Origin of the sequence: Paenibacillus urinalis, assembly GCF_028747985.1 — a bacterium.
GTDB lineage: Bacteria > Bacillota > Bacilli > Paenibacillales > Paenibacillaceae > Paenibacillus > Paenibacillus urinalis.
Genome location: NZ_CP118108.1, coordinates 3,978,448 through 3,996,254 on the forward strand (window position 1 = coordinate 3,978,448; position 17,807 = coordinate 3,996,254).

General features: G+C 47.6%; 16 protein-coding genes. All 16 read right to left on the bottom strand.

The window, feature by feature from the left end; all coding sequences use genetic code 11:
- Positions 1-3: 3 nt before the first annotated feature.
- The gene (locus PUW25_RS18425; protein ID WP_274337359.1) at positions 4-693 is read right to left on the bottom strand and encodes a YggS family pyridoxal phosphate-dependent enzyme; all 690 of its coding nucleotides are present in this window, start codon (positions 691-693) and stop codon (positions 4-6) included.
- A 6-nt stretch (positions 694-699) separates the two neighbouring features.
- Entirely contained in the window at positions 700-1,569 is an 870-nt protein-coding gene (gene pgeF, locus PUW25_RS18430; RefSeq protein WP_274337360.1) for a peptidoglycan editing factor PgeF, read from the bottom strand.
- Between the two features lie 95 nt (positions 1,570-1,664).
- Positions 1,665-1,970: a YlmC/YmxH family sporulation protein gene (locus PUW25_RS18435; RefSeq protein ID WP_256209778.1), complete on the bottom strand. Its 306-nt coding sequence runs from the start codon at positions 1,968-1,970 to the stop codon at positions 1,665-1,667.
- Positions 1,971-2,206: 236 nt separating this feature from the next.
- Positions 2,207-2,989, bottom strand: coding sequence for an RNA polymerase sporulation sigma factor SigG (sigG, locus tag PUW25_RS18440; protein WP_076313232.1), 783 nt, complete (start codon positions 2,987-2,989; stop codon positions 2,207-2,209).
- 102 nt (positions 2,990-3,091) lie between these two features.
- Positions 3,092-3,814 (bottom strand): RNA polymerase sporulation sigma factor SigE, encoded by a 723-nt coding sequence (gene sigE, locus PUW25_RS18445; RefSeq protein ID WP_047910874.1) that lies wholly within the window; start codon positions 3,812-3,814, stop codon positions 3,092-3,094.
- Positions 3,815-3,826: 12 nt separating this feature from the next.
- Positions 3,827-4,792, bottom strand: coding sequence for a sigma-E processing peptidase SpoIIGA (gene spoIIGA, locus PUW25_RS18450; protein WP_205053749.1), 966 nt, complete (start codon positions 4,790-4,792; stop codon positions 3,827-3,829).
- Between the two features lie 190 nt (positions 4,793-4,982).
- Positions 4,983-6,101 carry a cell division protein FtsZ gene (gene ftsZ, locus PUW25_RS18455; protein ID WP_205052596.1) on the bottom strand — a complete coding sequence of 373 codons (1,119 nt, stop codon included), beginning with the start codon at positions 6,099-6,101 and terminating at the stop codon, positions 4,983-4,985.
- Positions 6,102-6,183: 82 nt separating this feature from the next.
- Positions 6,184-7,455, bottom strand: a complete 1,272-nt coding sequence (gene ftsA / locus PUW25_RS18460; protein WP_205052595.1) for a cell division protein FtsA — start codon at positions 7,453-7,455, stop codon at positions 6,184-6,186.
- A gap of 342 nt (positions 7,456-7,797) precedes the next feature.
- Entirely contained in the window at positions 7,798-8,568 is a 771-nt protein-coding gene (locus PUW25_RS18465) for a cell division protein FtsQ/DivIB (protein WP_205052594.1), read from the bottom strand.
- A gap of 125 nt (positions 8,569-8,693) precedes the next feature.
- On the bottom strand, positions 8,694-9,965 hold the full coding sequence (murA, locus tag PUW25_RS18470) for a UDP-N-acetylglucosamine 1-carboxyvinyltransferase (protein ID WP_047910869.1): 1,272 nt from the start codon (positions 9,963-9,965) through the stop codon (positions 8,694-8,696).
- Between the two features lie 275 nt (positions 9,966-10,240).
- Positions 10,241-11,347 (bottom strand): undecaprenyldiphospho-muramoylpentapeptide beta-N-acetylglucosaminyltransferase, encoded by a 1,107-nt coding sequence (gene murG, locus PUW25_RS18475; protein ID WP_205052593.1) that lies wholly within the window; start codon positions 11,345-11,347, stop codon positions 10,241-10,243.
- Between the two features lie 5 nt (positions 11,348-11,352).
- Entirely contained in the window at positions 11,353-12,450 is a 1,098-nt protein-coding gene (gene spoVE, locus PUW25_RS18480; RefSeq protein ID WP_047910867.1) for a stage V sporulation protein E, read from the bottom strand.
- A 49-nt stretch (positions 12,451-12,499) separates the two neighbouring features.
- Positions 12,500-13,921 (bottom strand): UDP-N-acetylmuramoyl-L-alanine--D-glutamate ligase, encoded by a 1,422-nt coding sequence (gene murD / locus PUW25_RS18485; RefSeq protein ID WP_205052592.1) that lies wholly within the window; start codon positions 13,919-13,921, stop codon positions 12,500-12,502.
- Between the two features lie 3 nt (positions 13,922-13,924).
- Positions 13,925-14,893, bottom strand: coding sequence for a phospho-N-acetylmuramoyl-pentapeptide-transferase (gene mraY, locus PUW25_RS18490; protein ID WP_205052591.1), 969 nt, complete (start codon positions 14,891-14,893; stop codon positions 13,925-13,927).
- A gap of 12 nt (positions 14,894-14,905) precedes the next feature.
- On the bottom strand, positions 14,906-16,315 hold the full coding sequence (locus tag PUW25_RS18495; RefSeq protein ID WP_274338316.1) for a UDP-N-acetylmuramoyl-tripeptide--D-alanyl-D-alanine ligase: 1,410 nt from the start codon (positions 16,313-16,315) through the stop codon (positions 14,906-14,908).
- Complete coding sequence (locus PUW25_RS18500) at positions 16,315-17,802, bottom strand: UDP-N-acetylmuramoyl-L-alanyl-D-glutamate--2,6-diaminopimelate ligase (protein WP_205052589.1); 1,488 nt, start codon at positions 17,800-17,802, stop codon at positions 16,315-16,317. Before PUW25_RS18500 ends, PUW25_RS18495 begins: the two co-directional genes overlap by 1 nt.
- Between the last annotated feature and the right edge of the window lie 5 nt (positions 17,803-17,807).

Genomic DNA, 17,807 nt, shown 5'->3' on the forward strand with positions numbered 1-17,807 from the left:
CCTTTAGCCCTCCTCTTTACCTACGAGAACACTTCCCAGTCTCACCCACGTTGCACCTTCCTGAATCGCTATCTCAAAATCATTGGACATTCCCATCGACAAATCGGTCAACGGTTCATGGGTCAAGGCTTGTCTATTCAAGTCGTCTCTAAGTTCACGAAGTCCACGAAATACGGGACGTGTCCGTTCCGATTCTTCTTCGAAGGGGGCCATTGTCATAAGTCCGGCGACTTGAATATGATTAAATTCACGTATTTCTCTGAGCAGTGGGACGGCTTGCTCCGGCTGAAGACCATATTTCGACTCCTCACCTGAGATATTCACCTGCAGCATACACTGTACTTTAATATCCAGCTGCGCTGCCTTCTTCTCGATCTCACGAGCGAGAGACAATCGGTCTAATGAATGGATATATGGGAATTTGCCAATTACATCCTTCACTTTATTTGTCTGAAGATGTCCGATAAAATGCCATATCCCCCGATGGCCGAGCGTATTCCATTTCTCCTCGGCATTTTGCCATCGGTTCTCGCCAATATGTACCAGTCCGCTGCCAAGCACTTTCTCTGTCATCTCGGCAGATACATACTTAGTTACCGCGATTACATTCACACTTTCTCTATTACGTCCGCTTGCCTCACAAGCAGCTTGGATGCGTTCATCCACATGCTGTATTCTCTCCTCCAGTGACAAGGAGGGTCACCTCTCTTCCAATCCAATCCAGCTTGCCATTCTGCCTGTAATGCCGCCTTCCTTACGATAACTGAAGAATAGCTCAGGGTGGCAGCTTGTACACCATGATGTACATTCGATATGATCCGGCAATATTCCTGCTTTCATCATAATGTGTCGATTGACTTCTTTCAAGTCAAGCATGCTTTTTCCTTCAGGTGCAGGCTGATGTGCCTTCCTGTATGCAGAATCCTCATATTCATCTTTACCCTGTTCAAGTTCGTACAAAACCTTCACCCGGTCCATGACATAATCATCAACCTCATAGCAGCAGCTTCCGATCGACGGGCCAATGGCCGTCCGAATATCTGCTCGCTTACTTCCATAATGCTCTTCCATCCGTTCAATCATACGTTCTGCAATCTTCTGAACCGTCCCCTTCCATCCAGCATGGGCGAGACCGACCACTTCGTTGACCGGATCATAGAAATAGAGCGGAACACAATCCGCATAAAATGAAGTCAGCAGCACACCCCGGACGTTCGTCAGTAATCCGTCCGTATCCTGAATCGCCGACTCCCGATTCAAGAAGCCCCTGCCTCGATCTGCTTCGGTTACGATGGCAATTTCACTCTTATGTACTTGCTCACCGCATGTCCACGCCTCTGCCGGTATTCCAATCTCTTCAGCGATGCGCCTGCGGTTCTCAATGACATCCTCAGGGTTGTCTCCTACATGATAAGCACAGTTGAGACTGCTGTATGGTTCAGTACCGACACCTCCGGCACGGCTTGTATATCCCGTAATAAGCCCGTTACTTCTTGAATAGGAATTCCAGGGCTCTATTGCAAACAGCTTCGGTCCACTGTCCTTATTATTCAACACAAAAGGTTCCATGCTTGTATATCACCTCGTTCTTCTTTAGGAACATCTATATACCAGTGTACCAAAAAATCATCCCTCATGTCTCTTTAGGGAAGACTAGACTCCTTCTAGAATCCCTTTCGTTCCCCTTCGCGCCGCTCTGTACGTTCATTATAGGCATCCTCAGGCTTCGCTTCCTTCACTTCATCCATCTTCACAAGCACGACGTCCGAACCGATCTTAACAATATTTCGCCAAGGAATAATCAGATCTGCCCCTCCACCGAACAGCCCCATGAATCGGCTATAGCTGGGTACAACGATGGACTCAATGCGTCCCTGCCGCAGGTCCAGCTCCAGATCACTAATTTGGCCCAGTCTTTTTCCATCCACAATATTAATGACATCCTTGGTTTGAAAATCCGAAATTTTCATCGCTCTCACCGTCAGATCTCCTGAGCTCATCTTATCCTCACATCCCGCTCTTATAAATTGAATCCTTATATCAATATATGTTTGGAACGCCCAAAATGTCCTTTTTTTTATTCAGGCTTGGTCGGCTTGGGGCAATAATAAAACCTCCAGCTCCGCGCTGCATACGCGAAAGTGGAGGTTAGTTTGAAGAATAATGCAATACGATTCTTTTTTAAATCAAGCTCTTATTGTTGCGATTAGGTTTTAACATGCTTTTGCATTTGCTGAATGGCTGATTTCTCAAGTCTCGATACCTGCGCCTGGGAAATACCGATCTCATCAGCCACTTCCATCTGGGTCTTTCCTTCAAAAAAGCGCATGGATAGAATCATTTTTTCTCGCTGCCCAAGCCGCTGCATTGCTTCTCTAAGTGCGATCTCCTCAATCCACGACACATCCTTGTTCTTATCATCACTGATCTGGTCCATCACGTAGATCGGGTCACCGCCGTCATGATATATCGGCTCAAACAAGGACACGGGGTCCTGAATCGCGTCAAGCGCGAATACAACATCCTCTTTAGGCACATTAAGCACTTCGGAAATCTCAAAGATGGTCGGCTCGCGAGAGTTCATATTGGTCAGCGCATCCCTGACCTGCAATGCTTTATATGCAATATCCCGGAGGGATCTGGAAACTCGAATCGGGTTGTTATCCCGCAGGTATCTTCGAATTTCACCGATAATCATCGGTACTGCATAGGTGGAGAACTTCACATTCTGAGACAAATCAAAGTTATCAATGGCTTTCATGAGGCCAATACAGCCAACCTGGAACAAATCGTCAACGAATTCTCCCCGGTTATTGAAACGTTGAATGACGCTGAGCACGAGGCGCAGGTTCCCATTCACTAATTTCTCTCTAGCTGAGCGCTCATTATTTTGCTGAAGATTCGTAAATAACTCACGCATTTCTACGTTGGTTAGGACCGGCAGTTTCGACGTATCCACGCCACAAATCTCGACTTTATTACGGGTCATCGTGATTTACCTCCCAAGGAGAAACATTAATGTACATTATCTCCGGGAGAGGTATTTTTATTCCAATTAGAGCCGCTTACCAGTTATACCCAAGACTTGATTTTACACCATTTTGTTGAACTCCTTGCGCAGTCGCTTGATGATACGCTTCTCTAGTCTGGAGATGTAAGACTGGGAGATACCCAGCATGTCCGCGACATCTTTTTGCGTCTTCTCTTCCCCATCCTGAAGACCGAAACGAAGCTCCATGATCATCCGTTCCCGATCCGTCAGCTTGTCTAATGCTTTGTGCAGCAGCTTGCGATCGACCTGTTCTTCAATGTTGCGATAGATCGTATCATTCTCCGTACCAAGCACGTCGGACAAGAGCAGCTCATTGCCATCCCAATCAATGTTCAGCGGCTCATCAAAAGAAACCTCGGTTCGTATTTTGCTGTTGCGGCGAAGATACATCAGGATTTCATTCTCGATACAACGGGACGCATAGGTAGCCAGCTTGATTTTTTTCTCCGGATCAAACGTGTTCACGGCTTTAATTAAACCGATGGCGCCAATGGAGATCAGATCTTCGATGTTAATGCCCGTGTTCTCGAATTTGCGGGCAATATAGACGACAAGCCGAATGTTGCGCTCGATTAGCATCGCCCGGATGGCTGGGTCACCTGTCTTTAGCTTTTGCAGCAAATAGTCTTCTTCTTCCCGGGTAAGCGGCGGCGGGAGTGCTTCACTCCCCCCAATATAATAAATCTCCTCACTCTTCAGCCCGAACAAAAACAGGAACCGGTAATACTGCAGCTGTGCGGCGAGCTTCCATTTCACAAGCATGTATACTTCCTCCTATACCACGTTCAGCGGCTTTTCTGATTGACTGGCTGATGGTTTGATAATGGGGTCCTGCACATATTCCGGATGAATGATCGCCCTGTATTTCCCTTCAGATGAGAGCGTTCCTCCATCAAGACCGATCAATGTGCGAGCCGGCGTATAGCACGTCCCATTCATCTTGATCATGACCGAGTCGGGTTTCAATGCAAGCATAAACGACGTTCCTTTGTTGATTCCCCGGAAGGGGACAAGCCTTAATCGATCCTGCCATTGGAAGCCATCGCTAAGCTCCATAACAAGCTGATCAGCGGGTACCTGAGAGATCCTTCCTTTCCAGTTCTCAGGCAGGTAGGAATCCCATAATGCGGCTTCCATGACCATGACTGGCGTGCGGGTCAACGGATCTGTGAGCTGGTTGCCTGTATCCACTAGTCCAGTGCAGCTCACTTCCACTTCTCCAATACGTACGCTCACTTCACCGAAGAACGCTGTCATTTGATCTGCTTTCCTCTTGTTCTTATGAACCGCTCTAAAGATGAATAGAACACTAAAGAAGACAATAAACATAAACCAGAACCCTACTTGCAGTTCAAACGACACGCCTCCCGTTGTTGTGAATAATATTCCGTTGAACAACTCACCTGAGCTTTGGAGTAAATAATGCACTCCGAGTATACCGCCTGCAGCCACAAAATTGATGACGTAAAAGGAGCCGATCGTCTTCATAAAGCTCTGCAGGCTATGAAATCCGAAGGCGGTCCAAATCATCAATAATGACAAGCCGAACTTGATGAGAAAGGTGTACAAAAAGGTAAGTTCGGGTACGAACATCATGACCACATATAACGCTCCAATAACCGCTGCAATAACCATTCGCCACCACTTTGGCCTCTGGCGCTGCATCCAAGCTGTTAAGAATAACAAGACCCAGTCAATCAGCAGGTTGGTCAGAAAAATCAAGTCGATGTATACAACCAGTTTTTCTCACCACCCTTGTATCATCGAATCAAAGAATATAACCAGTATAAGGAGGGAGACTTTCAAAGTCTGTCTAAACTTGGGAGGAGGATTGTAACTTTTTTTGTCGGATTTTTCACCTAAATTAAGGCGTGGATTGAGAGGAAAACAAAAAATGCAGCCTTGTGCAGGCTGCATTTTTGAATAAAATTTATTCGTTATTATTGCCGTTGTTTCTGGTGCGATTCCGCAAGAACGTCGGAATATCCAATTGATCAGAGCTAGGCTGATTGCCAAATGGCTTCAGGTTAGAAGAACGATTCTCCTGCACTTCCGGTTGAGCAGGCTTGCGTACCGGTGGTGCAGTTGCAGCAGGCTTATTCTCGAATCCTGTCGCAATCACCGTAACCTTAATTTCTTCCTTCAAATTCTCATCAATAATGGCACCAAAAATCATGTTCACTTCTGGGTCTGATGCAGAGGTTACAATCTCAGCTGCTTCATTCACTTCGTATAGTGACAGGTTAGCACCACCTGTTATGTTCATGATTACACCGCGAGCTCCTTCAATGGAAGTTTCAAGCAGCGGACTCATGATGGCTTTACGGGCAGCCTCAGCTGCTCTGTTCTCACCTGTTGCCATCCCGATCCCCATCAAGGCGGAACCGCGCTCCGTCATAATCGTCTTCACGTCAGCAAAGTCAAGGTTAATCAATCCAGGAACAGCGATAAGGTCGGAAATACCTTGTACCGCTTGACGAAGAACGTTGTCTGCTTCACGGAAGGCTTCCAGCATCGGAGTCTTCTTATCCACAATTTCGAGCAAACGATCATTAGGAATAACGATCAGTGTGTCTACTTTTTCTTTCAACGCCTCTATACCGTGCTCTGCTTGATTCGAACGCTTGCGTCCTTCAAACGTAAACGGGCGAGTAACGACACCCACAGTTAGTGCTCCACATTCTTTGGCGATCTCAGCGATCACAGGAGCTGCACCCGTTCCTGTGCCTCCGCCCATACCTGCTGTCACGAATACCATATCCGCGCCTTTGAGCGTGTTAGCGATAAGGTCACGAGATTCCTCGGCTGCCTTCTTACCAACTTCAGGATTAGCACCCGCACCAAGCCCTCTTGTCAGCTTATCGCCGATTTGCAGTTTGTGTTCAGAACGGGCAAGATGCAATGCTTGAGCATCTGTGTTGACCGTAATGAATTCGACTCCCTGCACACCGTTCTCAATCATTCGGTTCACAGCGTTGCTTCCGCCGCCACCGACACCTATTACTTTTATCTGAGCCAAGCTCTCCATCTCGAAATCAAATTCCAACATACTTTCCCATCTCCCCCTCATGTGTGCATGGATGGCTCGTCCACTTATCAAAAATGAATTCTGTCCATTTCATATATCGGTTCTAAATCAATTCACTGAACATATTTTTTATGCGTTCGAAAAACCCCGGTTTATGTTCTTCTTCCGGAGCCGGATTCGGCTTAACACGATTCGTAGGTTTCTTGTTATTGCTTCCTCCGCCGCTCGTTGGTGCTGCGGGTCTGATTTTAGCACTGCGGATCACGTTATGCAAGATACCCACACCGCTAGTATAGCCCGGGTCACGCACCCCGATAAAGTCTGGTACGGCCACTCTTACTGAAGCCGCAAGCTCATGCCTAGCAACTTGCAAGACACCCGGCATAGCTGCCGTGCCGCCCGTTAATATATAACCTCCGGGAAGCTCCGTGTAACCGAGTCTCTTCATTTCCTGATGAATCATCTGGAATATCTCCTGCACACGAGGTTCAATGATGGCTGCCAGATCCTCTTGAGTAAACTCCTTATCCACATTGCTGCCGATACGAGTGACTTTGAATACGACATCTCTGGCTGCATCATCAAGCCAAGCACATCCATACTTCAGTTTTACTTTCTCTGCTTGTTCAGTCAAAGTACGGAGACCATATGCAATATCATTGGTAACAAACTCTCCGCCGATCGGAAGTGTAGAAGTGGCGACAATTGAGCCTTCCTCAAACACAGCAATCGTGGTCGAGCCTGCACCAATATCGATCAATGCAGATCCCATACCCTTTTCATCCTTGGACAGAGACAGCAGCCCTGCTCCGAGAGACATTAGTACAAGATCCTTCACTTTCAGACCCGACTTCTCTACGCAGCGAAGCAAGTTATGTATGGAAGTCTTGGCACCCGTAATAATCGTCGCTTCAACCTCAAGTCTTACACCGATCATGCCGCGTGGATCCTGAATGCCCTCAAGACCGTCCACTACGTACTGTCTTGCCACTACATCGATGATCTCACGTTCCGGCGGAATAGCAATCACTTCTGCCGCTTTCAACACCCGTTCCATGTCTTCTTCACCGATCTCACGGTCTTCATTCGATACTGCCACAACGCCGTGACTTGTCATAAGTCCGATATGATTTCCGGAGATACCGACATATACTTCGGATATTTGAATACCAACCATACGCTCCGCATGATCTACTGCATTGCGGATAGATTGTACAGTCTGGTCAATGTCTACAATTGATCCCTTACGAATTCCCTCTGAGTCGGCAGATCCAACTCCAATAATATTAAAGGTTCCATTGTTAATTTCCCCAATAATAGCTCGAACTTTGGATGTACCGATGTCCAAACTAACAATGATGTCATTGTTGCTCAAGTCTGTGGCACCTCCTGACTCCGATAGTAATATACGTTCTCAAGTTACAACACTCTCTACATATTCAACACGTTTAAGGCTTTCCCTCTTTTTTCTACAAATTTTTTAGGTGCCACCATCTTAGGTGTAATTATGAACTTTACGCTTGATTCCAAGCCTAATAGCTGCATGATTCACTCTGCTGTATGTCTATGTCTATTAACGGTTTGAACCGCCTCGATGATTCTATTAAATTCTGAAGAAAAAAGAAGGATGCGTTAGTAAGATGCACATAGCTTAAAGTGTAACATTTTTTTAATCAATCAGAAAGTGCTATCTTCATAGGCTGCTGATTCCATTATTTCAGGATGTGCTTCCCGCTTCGCCTTCCCCGGTGTCCTCTTCATCCGGCTGAAAGGGCTCATAGGAATCAGCCTCCAGCATGGTGATAAGACCGGGCTCTTCTGTTTCAATGACTTGGTTTAGATAACTCACCTTATCTCCAAGCAAAGAAATGGTTGTGATGACCTCAAACTGTGATTTGGTATACAGCTTGATCCGGTCGGGAAACGAAGGTGTCGGCGATGGCAAAATCTCCGAAATATCGGTTGTCAGCTCATTTGGTATTTCTTTGAGCACATTCGAGAGCTCGGTCTTCAGCGGATCGTCTGCTTTCCACTGAGTAAGAATCGGTTTTTCTACTGCAATGCCTCTTCCCTCCAGATTGACGCTGGCACCGCTGGATAATATGGCTTGAATCTGACCATCCGAACCTAATTCGTAGGCGACAGTCTCATACTCTTTGACGTGTATGATAAGAATTCCAGGGAACTGCTTGTCCACCGTTGCTTCAGAAATAAGAGGACTGTCCTCCAGCACCCCTTCAATATCCGATGCATTGGCTCCGAAAAAAGGACTTCCTACCGCTAGACCGCTCTTAGATAAAATTTCTTCTCTAGTACTAAACACATTTCCTTCTATCTGAACCTGGGAAATTTTGCTTACGGGAGATCTAAAGAAGATCACTGCAAAAATAACGATAAATAACAACACCAAAATAAAGATAATTTTCCGGCTTGTTTTCATTTTTGGGGTGCTCTCTTTTTTGAGAGCAGGAATTTGACCTTTTGGCATTGACGTCCGCTCCATAAAAGCCTTAAGGTCCCCTCCAAAAAGAGGGGACTTTCAGGGCAATATTGTGCTTAAATCTGATGTAGCATGAATATACTTGAATATAATGACCATGAAGGTATTCGAATTTACGGTGCAACAAAACTTACAGGCTGTCGTTCAACCGAAGCACCCAGGGACTGAAATAATTGTTCAATCCGGTCGTAACCGCGATCGATATGATGCACCTGCTCCACCACTGTTTTGCCCTGCGCTGCGAGTCCTGCAATAACCAGTGCCGCACCTGCCCGCAAATCCGTAGCCTCAACCGTTGCCCCATATAAACGAGGTACGCCGCGGATGAATGCGGTATTCAAATCCACTGAAATATCGGCTCCCATCACGTTGAGTTCATCCACATGCTTAAATCTGGCTTCAAAGACCGTTTCCTTCATAATACTGAATCCATCAGCCAAACTGAGCAGAACCATAACCTGTGATTGAAGATCTGTAGGAAATGACGGATATGGTGATGTAACAATACGATCGACTGCCTTGGGTCTTCCCATACAGCTCACGGTTATTATATCATTGCATACACTTGTTTGAACACCGGCACGCTTCAGCACGTGTATAAGTGAAGTGAGATGTGCTGGATTACTGCGCGTTAACGTAACATTCCCACGTGTAGCAGCTGCAGCAATCAGCACAGTGCCTGCCACGATTCGATCGGGAATAATCTCATACGTGCAGGAAGTCAGCCGATCAACACCATGAATCGTAATTGTGCTCGTGCCTGCTCCAATAATATGAGCGCCCATCGCATTGAGGAAATTTTGAAGATCCTGGATTTCGGGCTCTCTAGCCGCATTTGTGATCGTCGTTGTTCCAGAAGCCGTTACTGCTGCCATCATGATATTTTCTGTAGCACCTACGCTTGGAAAATCAAGCTGGATATCTGCACCGATCAGCTTCTTCGCCCGACAAGTAATCTGCGAATCCTTCTCCTCAATAACCGCCCCAAGTGCTTCGAGTCCCCTCAAATGGAGATCAATCTTACGTTCCCCAATAGCGCAGCCGCCTGGCTGATAAATGGATACTTCGCCAAATCTCGCCAGCAGCGGACCCATCAGAAAAATGGATGAGCGCATCTTGTTCATTAAATCTTCCGGAACTCTTGATGAGCTAACCAAAGAAGTATCGAGCGTTACGACGCCTTGTTCATGTCTCGTATTACAGCCGAGCCTTTCAAGGATGTGCAGCATCACTTCAATGTCGAGCAAGTGAGGAACATTATGAAGCTCAGTGTTCCCTTCCGCCAGCAGGCTTGCCGCCATGATGGGCAATGCAGCATTCTTCGCTCCGTGGATACGTATGGATCCTGATAGGGGTTTCCCGCCTTCAATCACCAATTTGTCCAAGTGTATCACCTCCGAGTTTACCGCCCCCCTTGACTATTAACGCCCATGAATCGTCTCCAGCGCATACCGTCCGATGTATATGCGTTTTGAATAGGCAGTCATAGGGAATGAACGTCCTTAAGCGGATAAAAAAATTTGTTGTAACACACTATGGACTTTTGTTAGCCCAGAGTGATTGTCACATTTGATAAGGTATCTTATGTAAAGAGGCCTCTGTGTGTGACAATCGCCTACTGGACTGTTTCTTACGTATCCGTGATCTAATCTTGTTAGATTTATTTCTTCGCAATCCGTCTCATCTCAGCGACAAGTACGGCCGCTGAATCCGGCTTTCCAAGCTGCTTAGAGATGCTGGACATTGAACGCTTGCGGTCCTCATCGCCGATAACAGCCTCAATCGATTGGAACAGGGTATTTCCGTTCATATCCTTCTCCAGAAGCACATGCGCCGCCCCAGCCTTCTCTAACGCCCTTGCATTGGCCTCCTGATGATTATTTGTTACGTTCGGGGACGGGATCAGGATAGCCGGAATACCAAGGGATGTAATCTCGGCGAGGAAGGAAGCCCCTGCCCGATTCACAATCAGCGAGGTCGCTGCAAGCACCTCAGGCATATTATTTACATACGGCAAAATATGCATATGACTTGGAATGTTGCCCAGCCGCTCTTTTACAGCCTGAAGTGTAGATTCGTAATAGGAATCCCCCGTAACATATACCATATGGACATCCTTAAGTGCTGCTACGCGTTCACTCATGTCGATCATTGCGTCATTGATCGCCTTCGCTCCCCGGCTTCCGCCTACGACAAGCACGACCTTGCTGCCCATTGGTACTCCAAGCGAAGCAAATCCGCGTTCGCGGCTCGCATGTTGCACGGTAGTCGCACGCGGATTGCCGGTGTAGAGAACATTTTTCACGCCGGGAAAATGCTTCTCCGAGCCTTCAAAGCTTACGGCTACGGTATCCACATAACGGCTCAGAAATTTATTGGTCAAACCAGGAATTGCATTTTGTTCATGAATAATGCTCGGAATGCCGAGTTTAGCTGCGGCGTAAACGACAGGACCACACACATATCCACCTGTGCCTATCACCACATCGGGTTTAAACTCTCGCAGCAGTTTCTTGGATGTGCGGACTCCCTGCAAAAAGCGGAGGATGGTTTTAACATTGTCCACCGACAGCTTACGACGAAACCCCGTAATATCAATAGATTCAAACCGAAGATTTTCCTCGGGAACGAGCTTGCTTTCCAGCCCTCTTTTTCCCCCTATATATAAAAATTCAGCGTTCTTGTCCTCAGACTCCAGCTGCCTTGCGACAGCGACAGCCGGATAGATATGTCCGCCTGTCCCGCCGCCTGTAAGTACAACGCGCATATAAGTCACCTCGCATAACGTGATAAATTAAGTAGTATTCCCAGTGCTGTAAGCATCAGCGTCAGAGATGAACCCCCATAACTGATTAAGGGAAGTGTAATTCCCGTCACCGGCATCAGACCGATAACAACTCCAATGTTAATAACAACCTGTACAGCAACCATACCGACAATCCCTACACCCAGCAAGCTTCCAAACGCATCCGGGACGGTCATCGCTACCCGCATTCCTCTCCATACCAGCAGCAGGAAGAGCAGCAGTACAATTAATCCGCCAATAAAGCCGAGCTCTTCAGCCAATATGGAAAATATAAAATCGGTCTGCGGCTCAGGAACATAGCTGTATTTCTGCCTGCTCATACCAAGACCAAGCCCTCCAAGTCCCCCTGGGCCGATCGCATATAACGATTGAATAATTTGATAGCCTGTACCGAGCGGATCAGACCAAGGGTCCAGAAACCCGGTAATCCGTCTTAAGCGATAAGGGGCTGCGAGAATCAATCCGGCAAAACCAAGTACACCGCCAAGCGCCAGGAACATCAGATGCTTCATCCTCGCCCCTGCCGTAAAGATGATCAACATCGATGCACCAAGCATAACCGCGCCCGTTCCGAGGTCCGGCTGAAGCATTATAAGGCCAAAAGCAAGACCAATAAGACCTAATGGAGGAAGTAAGCCGGTAGTGAAGTTCTTAATTGCGGCAGGATCCTTGCTGAGCCATTTGGCCAGGAACAGAATCATGCCAAGCTTCATAAACTCTGAGGGCTGAATACCGAACGAACTGATACCCAGCCAGCTTCTTGCGCCGCCGCGAACGACGCCGATGCCCGGAATCAGTACGATAATGAGTAGAATAAAGCAGAGGATGAGTACATACTTTGCGTAGTTGCGCCATATCCGGTAATCCACATTTGCCGTAAAGAACATGGCGAGTAGCCCAAGCCCCGCGAACAGCAGCTGCCTCTTTACAAAGTAGAAAGAGTCGCCGTGTTCACGAAAGGCAAGGACGGCACCTGCACTGTATACCATCACAATTCCGATGGAGAGCAGCGACACAATGCAGATAACGAGCCACAAATCAGGCGCCGGTCGGGTCTGTTTCATTAGGAGGCCACCTCTTACATAAGTAGTAGGGGCTTATCCACCCCCCTACTTACAGATTATGCACCGCCTCTTTAAAAATGCGTCCACGCTCTTCATAGGAGCTAAACATATCCCAGCTCGCGCATGCAGGCGACAATAAAACAACATCACCTGATTGTGCCAGCTCGGAAGCATTTTTAACCGCTTCGACAAGCGCTGCGGCGGCATCCTCTCCATTATCGACAATCCGAATATCCTTTAGACCGGCAAGTTTCGCAACTTCAGCCAGCTTCTCCTTCGTTTGCCCCAGCAAAACGACAGCCTTCACTCTCTCTTTGAACACTTCCAGCATATCCATATAATCGGATCCACGGTCAAGGCCACCTGCAATCAGCACGATGGGCTCTTTGAAAGAGGTAAGCGCATTAAGTGTTGCCTTCGCATTCGTCGCCTTGGAATTGTTATAGTAATCTGCACCTGCATGATTCTGTACATATTCCATTCGGTGCTCCACACCGCGGAAAGTTGAGAGAGGAGCAGATAGTGCTGTAGGAGCCGCACCCGCTGCGATGGCTATAGCACAAGCGGCCAGTGCATTGGCAACGTTGAAACGGCCCGGCAGTTTGATCTCATCAACAGAAATAATCGGATGGATTCCACCATCAAAATCACGGTACATGATGGTTCTCTCAATATCATCTTCAACATCCGGTATGTAGGGAGGGTCTGCGTATACACCGACTTGCAGTGTTTCTGTCAGTGAGAATGGCAGGATTCTCCCTTTGATGTAGGGCACAAGCTGTCTGCATACGGGATCATCCCAGTTGATAACCGCATAATCCTCTTGTGTTTGATTGTTAAACAGTTTGGCTTTGGAAGTAATATAGTCCTCCATCCCGCCGTGGTAATCAAGATGCGTCTCCGAAACGTTCAGCAGGCAGCTGACGGCAGGACGAAAATCCGTCGTTCCCTTGAGCTGGAAGCTGCTAAGCTCCACGACCATGATATCCTCTTTTTTGGCCGCCTGTGCTGCCTCGGATAACGGAGTACCAATATTGCCCGCCACAATCGGCGACAAGCCTGCATTCTCGAGCAAAAGACCTACCCAGGTTGTTGTTGTTGTTTTACCATTAGAGCCTGTAATTCCAATGATGGGAGCTTTGCAAATATGATAAGCCACTTCAACCTCAGTGACGACTTCGATGCCCAGCTCCAGCGCTTTTTGAATCGGCGCAATCTTATATGGGATCCCCGGGTTCTTGACCAGAAGCTGCACTCCAGGATGAATCAGATCATCCGGATGCCCTCCGCATATAACAGAAATTCCCAAAGCCTCCAGTTCGGATGCTTCGGGACACTGTGCTCTGTCCTTTTGATCGTTAACAATCACATGGGCACCAGCCTGATGCAGCACCTTAGCCACCTGTACGCCGCTCTTGGCCAGGCCAAGAACAACGACGTCCATTCCTTTATAACTCTCCGGATGCTTCATGAATTACAACCCCTTGTTGATATAAAGTCCGAGACCAGCGAGCAGCAGTCCTACGGCCCAAAAAGTAATTACTACACGCCATTCAGACCATCCCGACAATTCAAAATGGTGATGAATCGGGCTCATTTTAAACACACGTTTGCCTCTTGTCTTGAAAGATACGACCTGAATAACGACAGACAGCATCTCAATGACGAAGATACCGCCGATCACGAGGAATAAGAGCTCTGTCTTTGTGACGATGGCAATAGCTCCGATGGCTCCCCCGATCGCAAGCGAGCCGGTATCCCCCATAAATACTTTGGCTGGGTGCGCATTGTAGACAAGGAATCCAAGTACGGCTCCAATCATCGCTGCTGCGCAAACGGCAGCCGGAAGTGAAGTTGCCTGCATCGCTACAATGGCAAATGCACCAAAAGCTATGGCACTTACGCCGGATAATAATCCGTCCAGACCATCCGTGAAATTCACAGCATTACTTATAGCAAGCATCATGATAACAATGAATGGATAGTAGAACCATGGTCCAAGGTCGAATGCCCATGATGTTCCGGGCAATGCAATCTCCGTGCTGTGACCATTCTGGATAAGCAGGAAGCACATAATTGCAGAAAATAGCAGCTGCCCAAATAGCTTCTGTCTTGCTGTTAGACCGAGTGAACGTTTAAATACAATTTTAATATAGTCGTCCAGGAAACCGATCAGGCCAAACCCTAAAGTTGCCACGATCAGCACATAAAAATCCGTGTTCTTCGCAGGTGCAAACTTTAGGAAGGCAAGCGTAAAGGCAAGCACGATGACGACACCGCCCATCGTCGGCGTTCCCGATTTCTTAAGATGGCTCTGAGGTCCATCTTCTCTTACCTGCTGCCCGAATTTCATGCGGCGCAGGAGTGGTATCAGAATCGGTGCAGCAATCACCGCCAGGATGAATGACACACCGATCGTTAGCAGCATTAATTGAAAATCCATGATAACACCTCTCTAGTCAACTTCGATCTGTAATGGTTCATTGATTAGTGCGTTAGCAACTTCCTCCAGCTTCATGCCCCTGGAAGCCTTGACAAGAACAACATCCCTAGGTGTCATTGTTGCCTTCAAATGGGCAATTAAAGCAGCCTTATCCTCAAAAGCATGCACCGCATGGCTCGGCATATTCCGTAACGCGCCTTTTGCGATGTTCGAAGACAAGGAACCATATGTGAATACCAGATCAAGCTTGGCCGGTGTCAGATAGTGTCCAATCTCCTCATGAAGCTCTTCTTCTCTTGGTCCAAGCTCCAGCATATCTCCAAGGACTGCCGCTTTGCGTTCATAGCCTGCAAGACCGCTCAGGGCATCAACCGCTGCCTTCATCGCAGTCGGGCTCGCATTGTATGCATCATTCAGCACGGTAATTCCACTGACGCCCTTCATAACTTCGATGCGCATTCCCGTCAGCTTCACTTCAGCCAAGCCTTTGTGCATGTCATCATGGGATACACCATAATGCCTTGCGACGGCAAGCGCAGCGAGTGAGTTAATCACATTGTGCTGGCCAATAAGAGGAATTTGCATTGCCTCTTCGCCCAAGGAAACCGAAGTAAAGATCATCCCGCCCGCATGATTCGTAATTCCCGTCGGGAAATCATTATTGGTCTGATTCATTCCAAAGGTAAATCGTTTGAACTCCTTCGGCTTCTTCGTAGACGGCTCGGCAAGAACACGATCTGCTAGTGAATCATCACCATTGTAGATGAGCAGGCCATCGTTCTTCAGCCCGCTTACGATTTCGAGCTTGGCACGTGCAATTTCCTCTCTGGAACCGAGCTGCAGCAAATGAGCTTCTCCAATGTTCGTAATGACGGCAACATCCGGACGTGCAATTTCCGCCAGTCGCTCAATTTCATGCCGGCCGCTCATGCCCATCTCCAGAATCGCAATCTGCGTATCTTGAGGCATATCAAGGATCGTTAACGGCAGACCTATATGATTGTTGAAATTCCCCTGCGTCTTATGCACCTTAAAGGTGGTGGATAACAGCGAATACACCATATCCTTGGTCGTTGTCTTGCCATTGCTTCCCGTAATGGCTACTACGGATGCTCCACTCTCCCTTAAATAAGCCGCAGATAACTCCTGCAATGCCAGAAGGGTATCCTCTACGAGAATAACCGGTCCTTCGGGAGGTGTACCATGATCGTTCTGCCACATAATACCGGCTGCACCGGCAGCCAGACACTCTGCAGCATATTCATGTCCATCAAAACGCTCACCAGCCAAAGGGACAAACAGCCGTCCTTCAACAGTCTTGCGTGAATCTGTATACACACCATTTATATTTAATTCACTGTCTTGATCTCTCAAGAGTGTGCCGCCGCACATCTGTGCAATTTGATATAACGTTCTTTTTATCACTTTGCTATGCCCCTTATCGCTTCTTTCGCCACAAGACGATCATCAAAATCTGTTTTTGTCGTACCAAGAATTTGATACGTCTCATGACCCTTACCCGCAATCAATACTACATCGCCAGAGCTTGCCTGCTCAATAGCACGATGAATTGCCGCCTTCCGATCCACGATAAGTTCGTATTTGTCAGGCTCGGTCCCCATATCGACAAGTCCCTGTTTAATATCTTCAAGAATGGCATCCGGATTCTCTGTACGGGGATTATCGGACGTAATAAATACCTTGTCACTGTATTTAGCAGCAATCTGCCCCATAATGGGACGCTTAGTGCGGTCGCGGTCTCCCCCGCAGCCAAAGACACAGAGTACCCTGCGCTCCGCGAATTCATTAACCGTTCGAAGCACATTTTCGAGTCCGTCTGGTGTATGGGCATAGTCAACGATTACGGCAAAGTCCTGACCACAAGCAACGGCTTCAACCCGCCCGTCCACGCCAGGAATGGATTCAAGACTCTGCTTAATGGCTTCGAGGGAAATCCCCTCCAGTAGTGCAGCCGTGGCTGCGGCCAGCGCATTGTATACGTTGAATTTACCTACCATGCGGAGCTCAATATCAGCGCTGCCTTTAAATGTATCTACATGGAAGAAAGTACCTTGTGCTGTAATCCTGATATTGGACGCTTTCACATCCGCTTCTGTATCAATACCGTAAGTCACGACTTCCGTTGCTGTCAGGCTGGCAAAATACTTGGATGCCTCATCATCGGCATTCAAGACTGCATATTTACGTTTCGAGAGCTCCTCTGTATACGCGTTGCCCATTCTAGCAAACAACAGACCTTTGGCACTTCGATAGGATTCCATCGTGAGATGGTAATCCAGATGGTCCTGTGTAAGATTCGTGAACACCGCCGTACGGAAGTCGGTCCCTTTAACACGTCCCTGTTCCAGCGCATGTGAGGAGACCTCCATGACACAGTTCTCGACCCCTTCCTGCACCATATGATGCAGGCTGCGCTGCAATTCCAGTGCCTCCGGTGTCGTTCCTGACATAGGGAACTCTTTACCTGCGTACCGCATTTGTATTGTACCGATGAGACCTGTACTTTGACCTGCATCGTTTAGTATTTTCTCAATGAGATAAGACGTTGTCGTCTTGCCATTCGTACCGGTTACCCCGATCATGTTCAAGCGCTGGCTTGGCGATTCAAAGAAATGATTAGAAAAAACGGCCATCGCTAAACGGCTGCTATTTACTATAATTTGGGGAACACGAGCCTCGAGCTCCCGTTCAACAACAAGCGCAGTAGCCCCTTGATCCACCGCTGTCTGAGCGTAATCATGCCCATCCACCGTGTGACCAGGCAGACAAATAAACAGATCTCCTGCAGTTACTTTTCTAGAATCTGTTTGTATTCCTGTAATCTCCGTATCCCCGTTGCCTGTGACTTTACTTGTCTGCAGCAAGGAAGCAAATTGTTTTAAAAGCACATGTA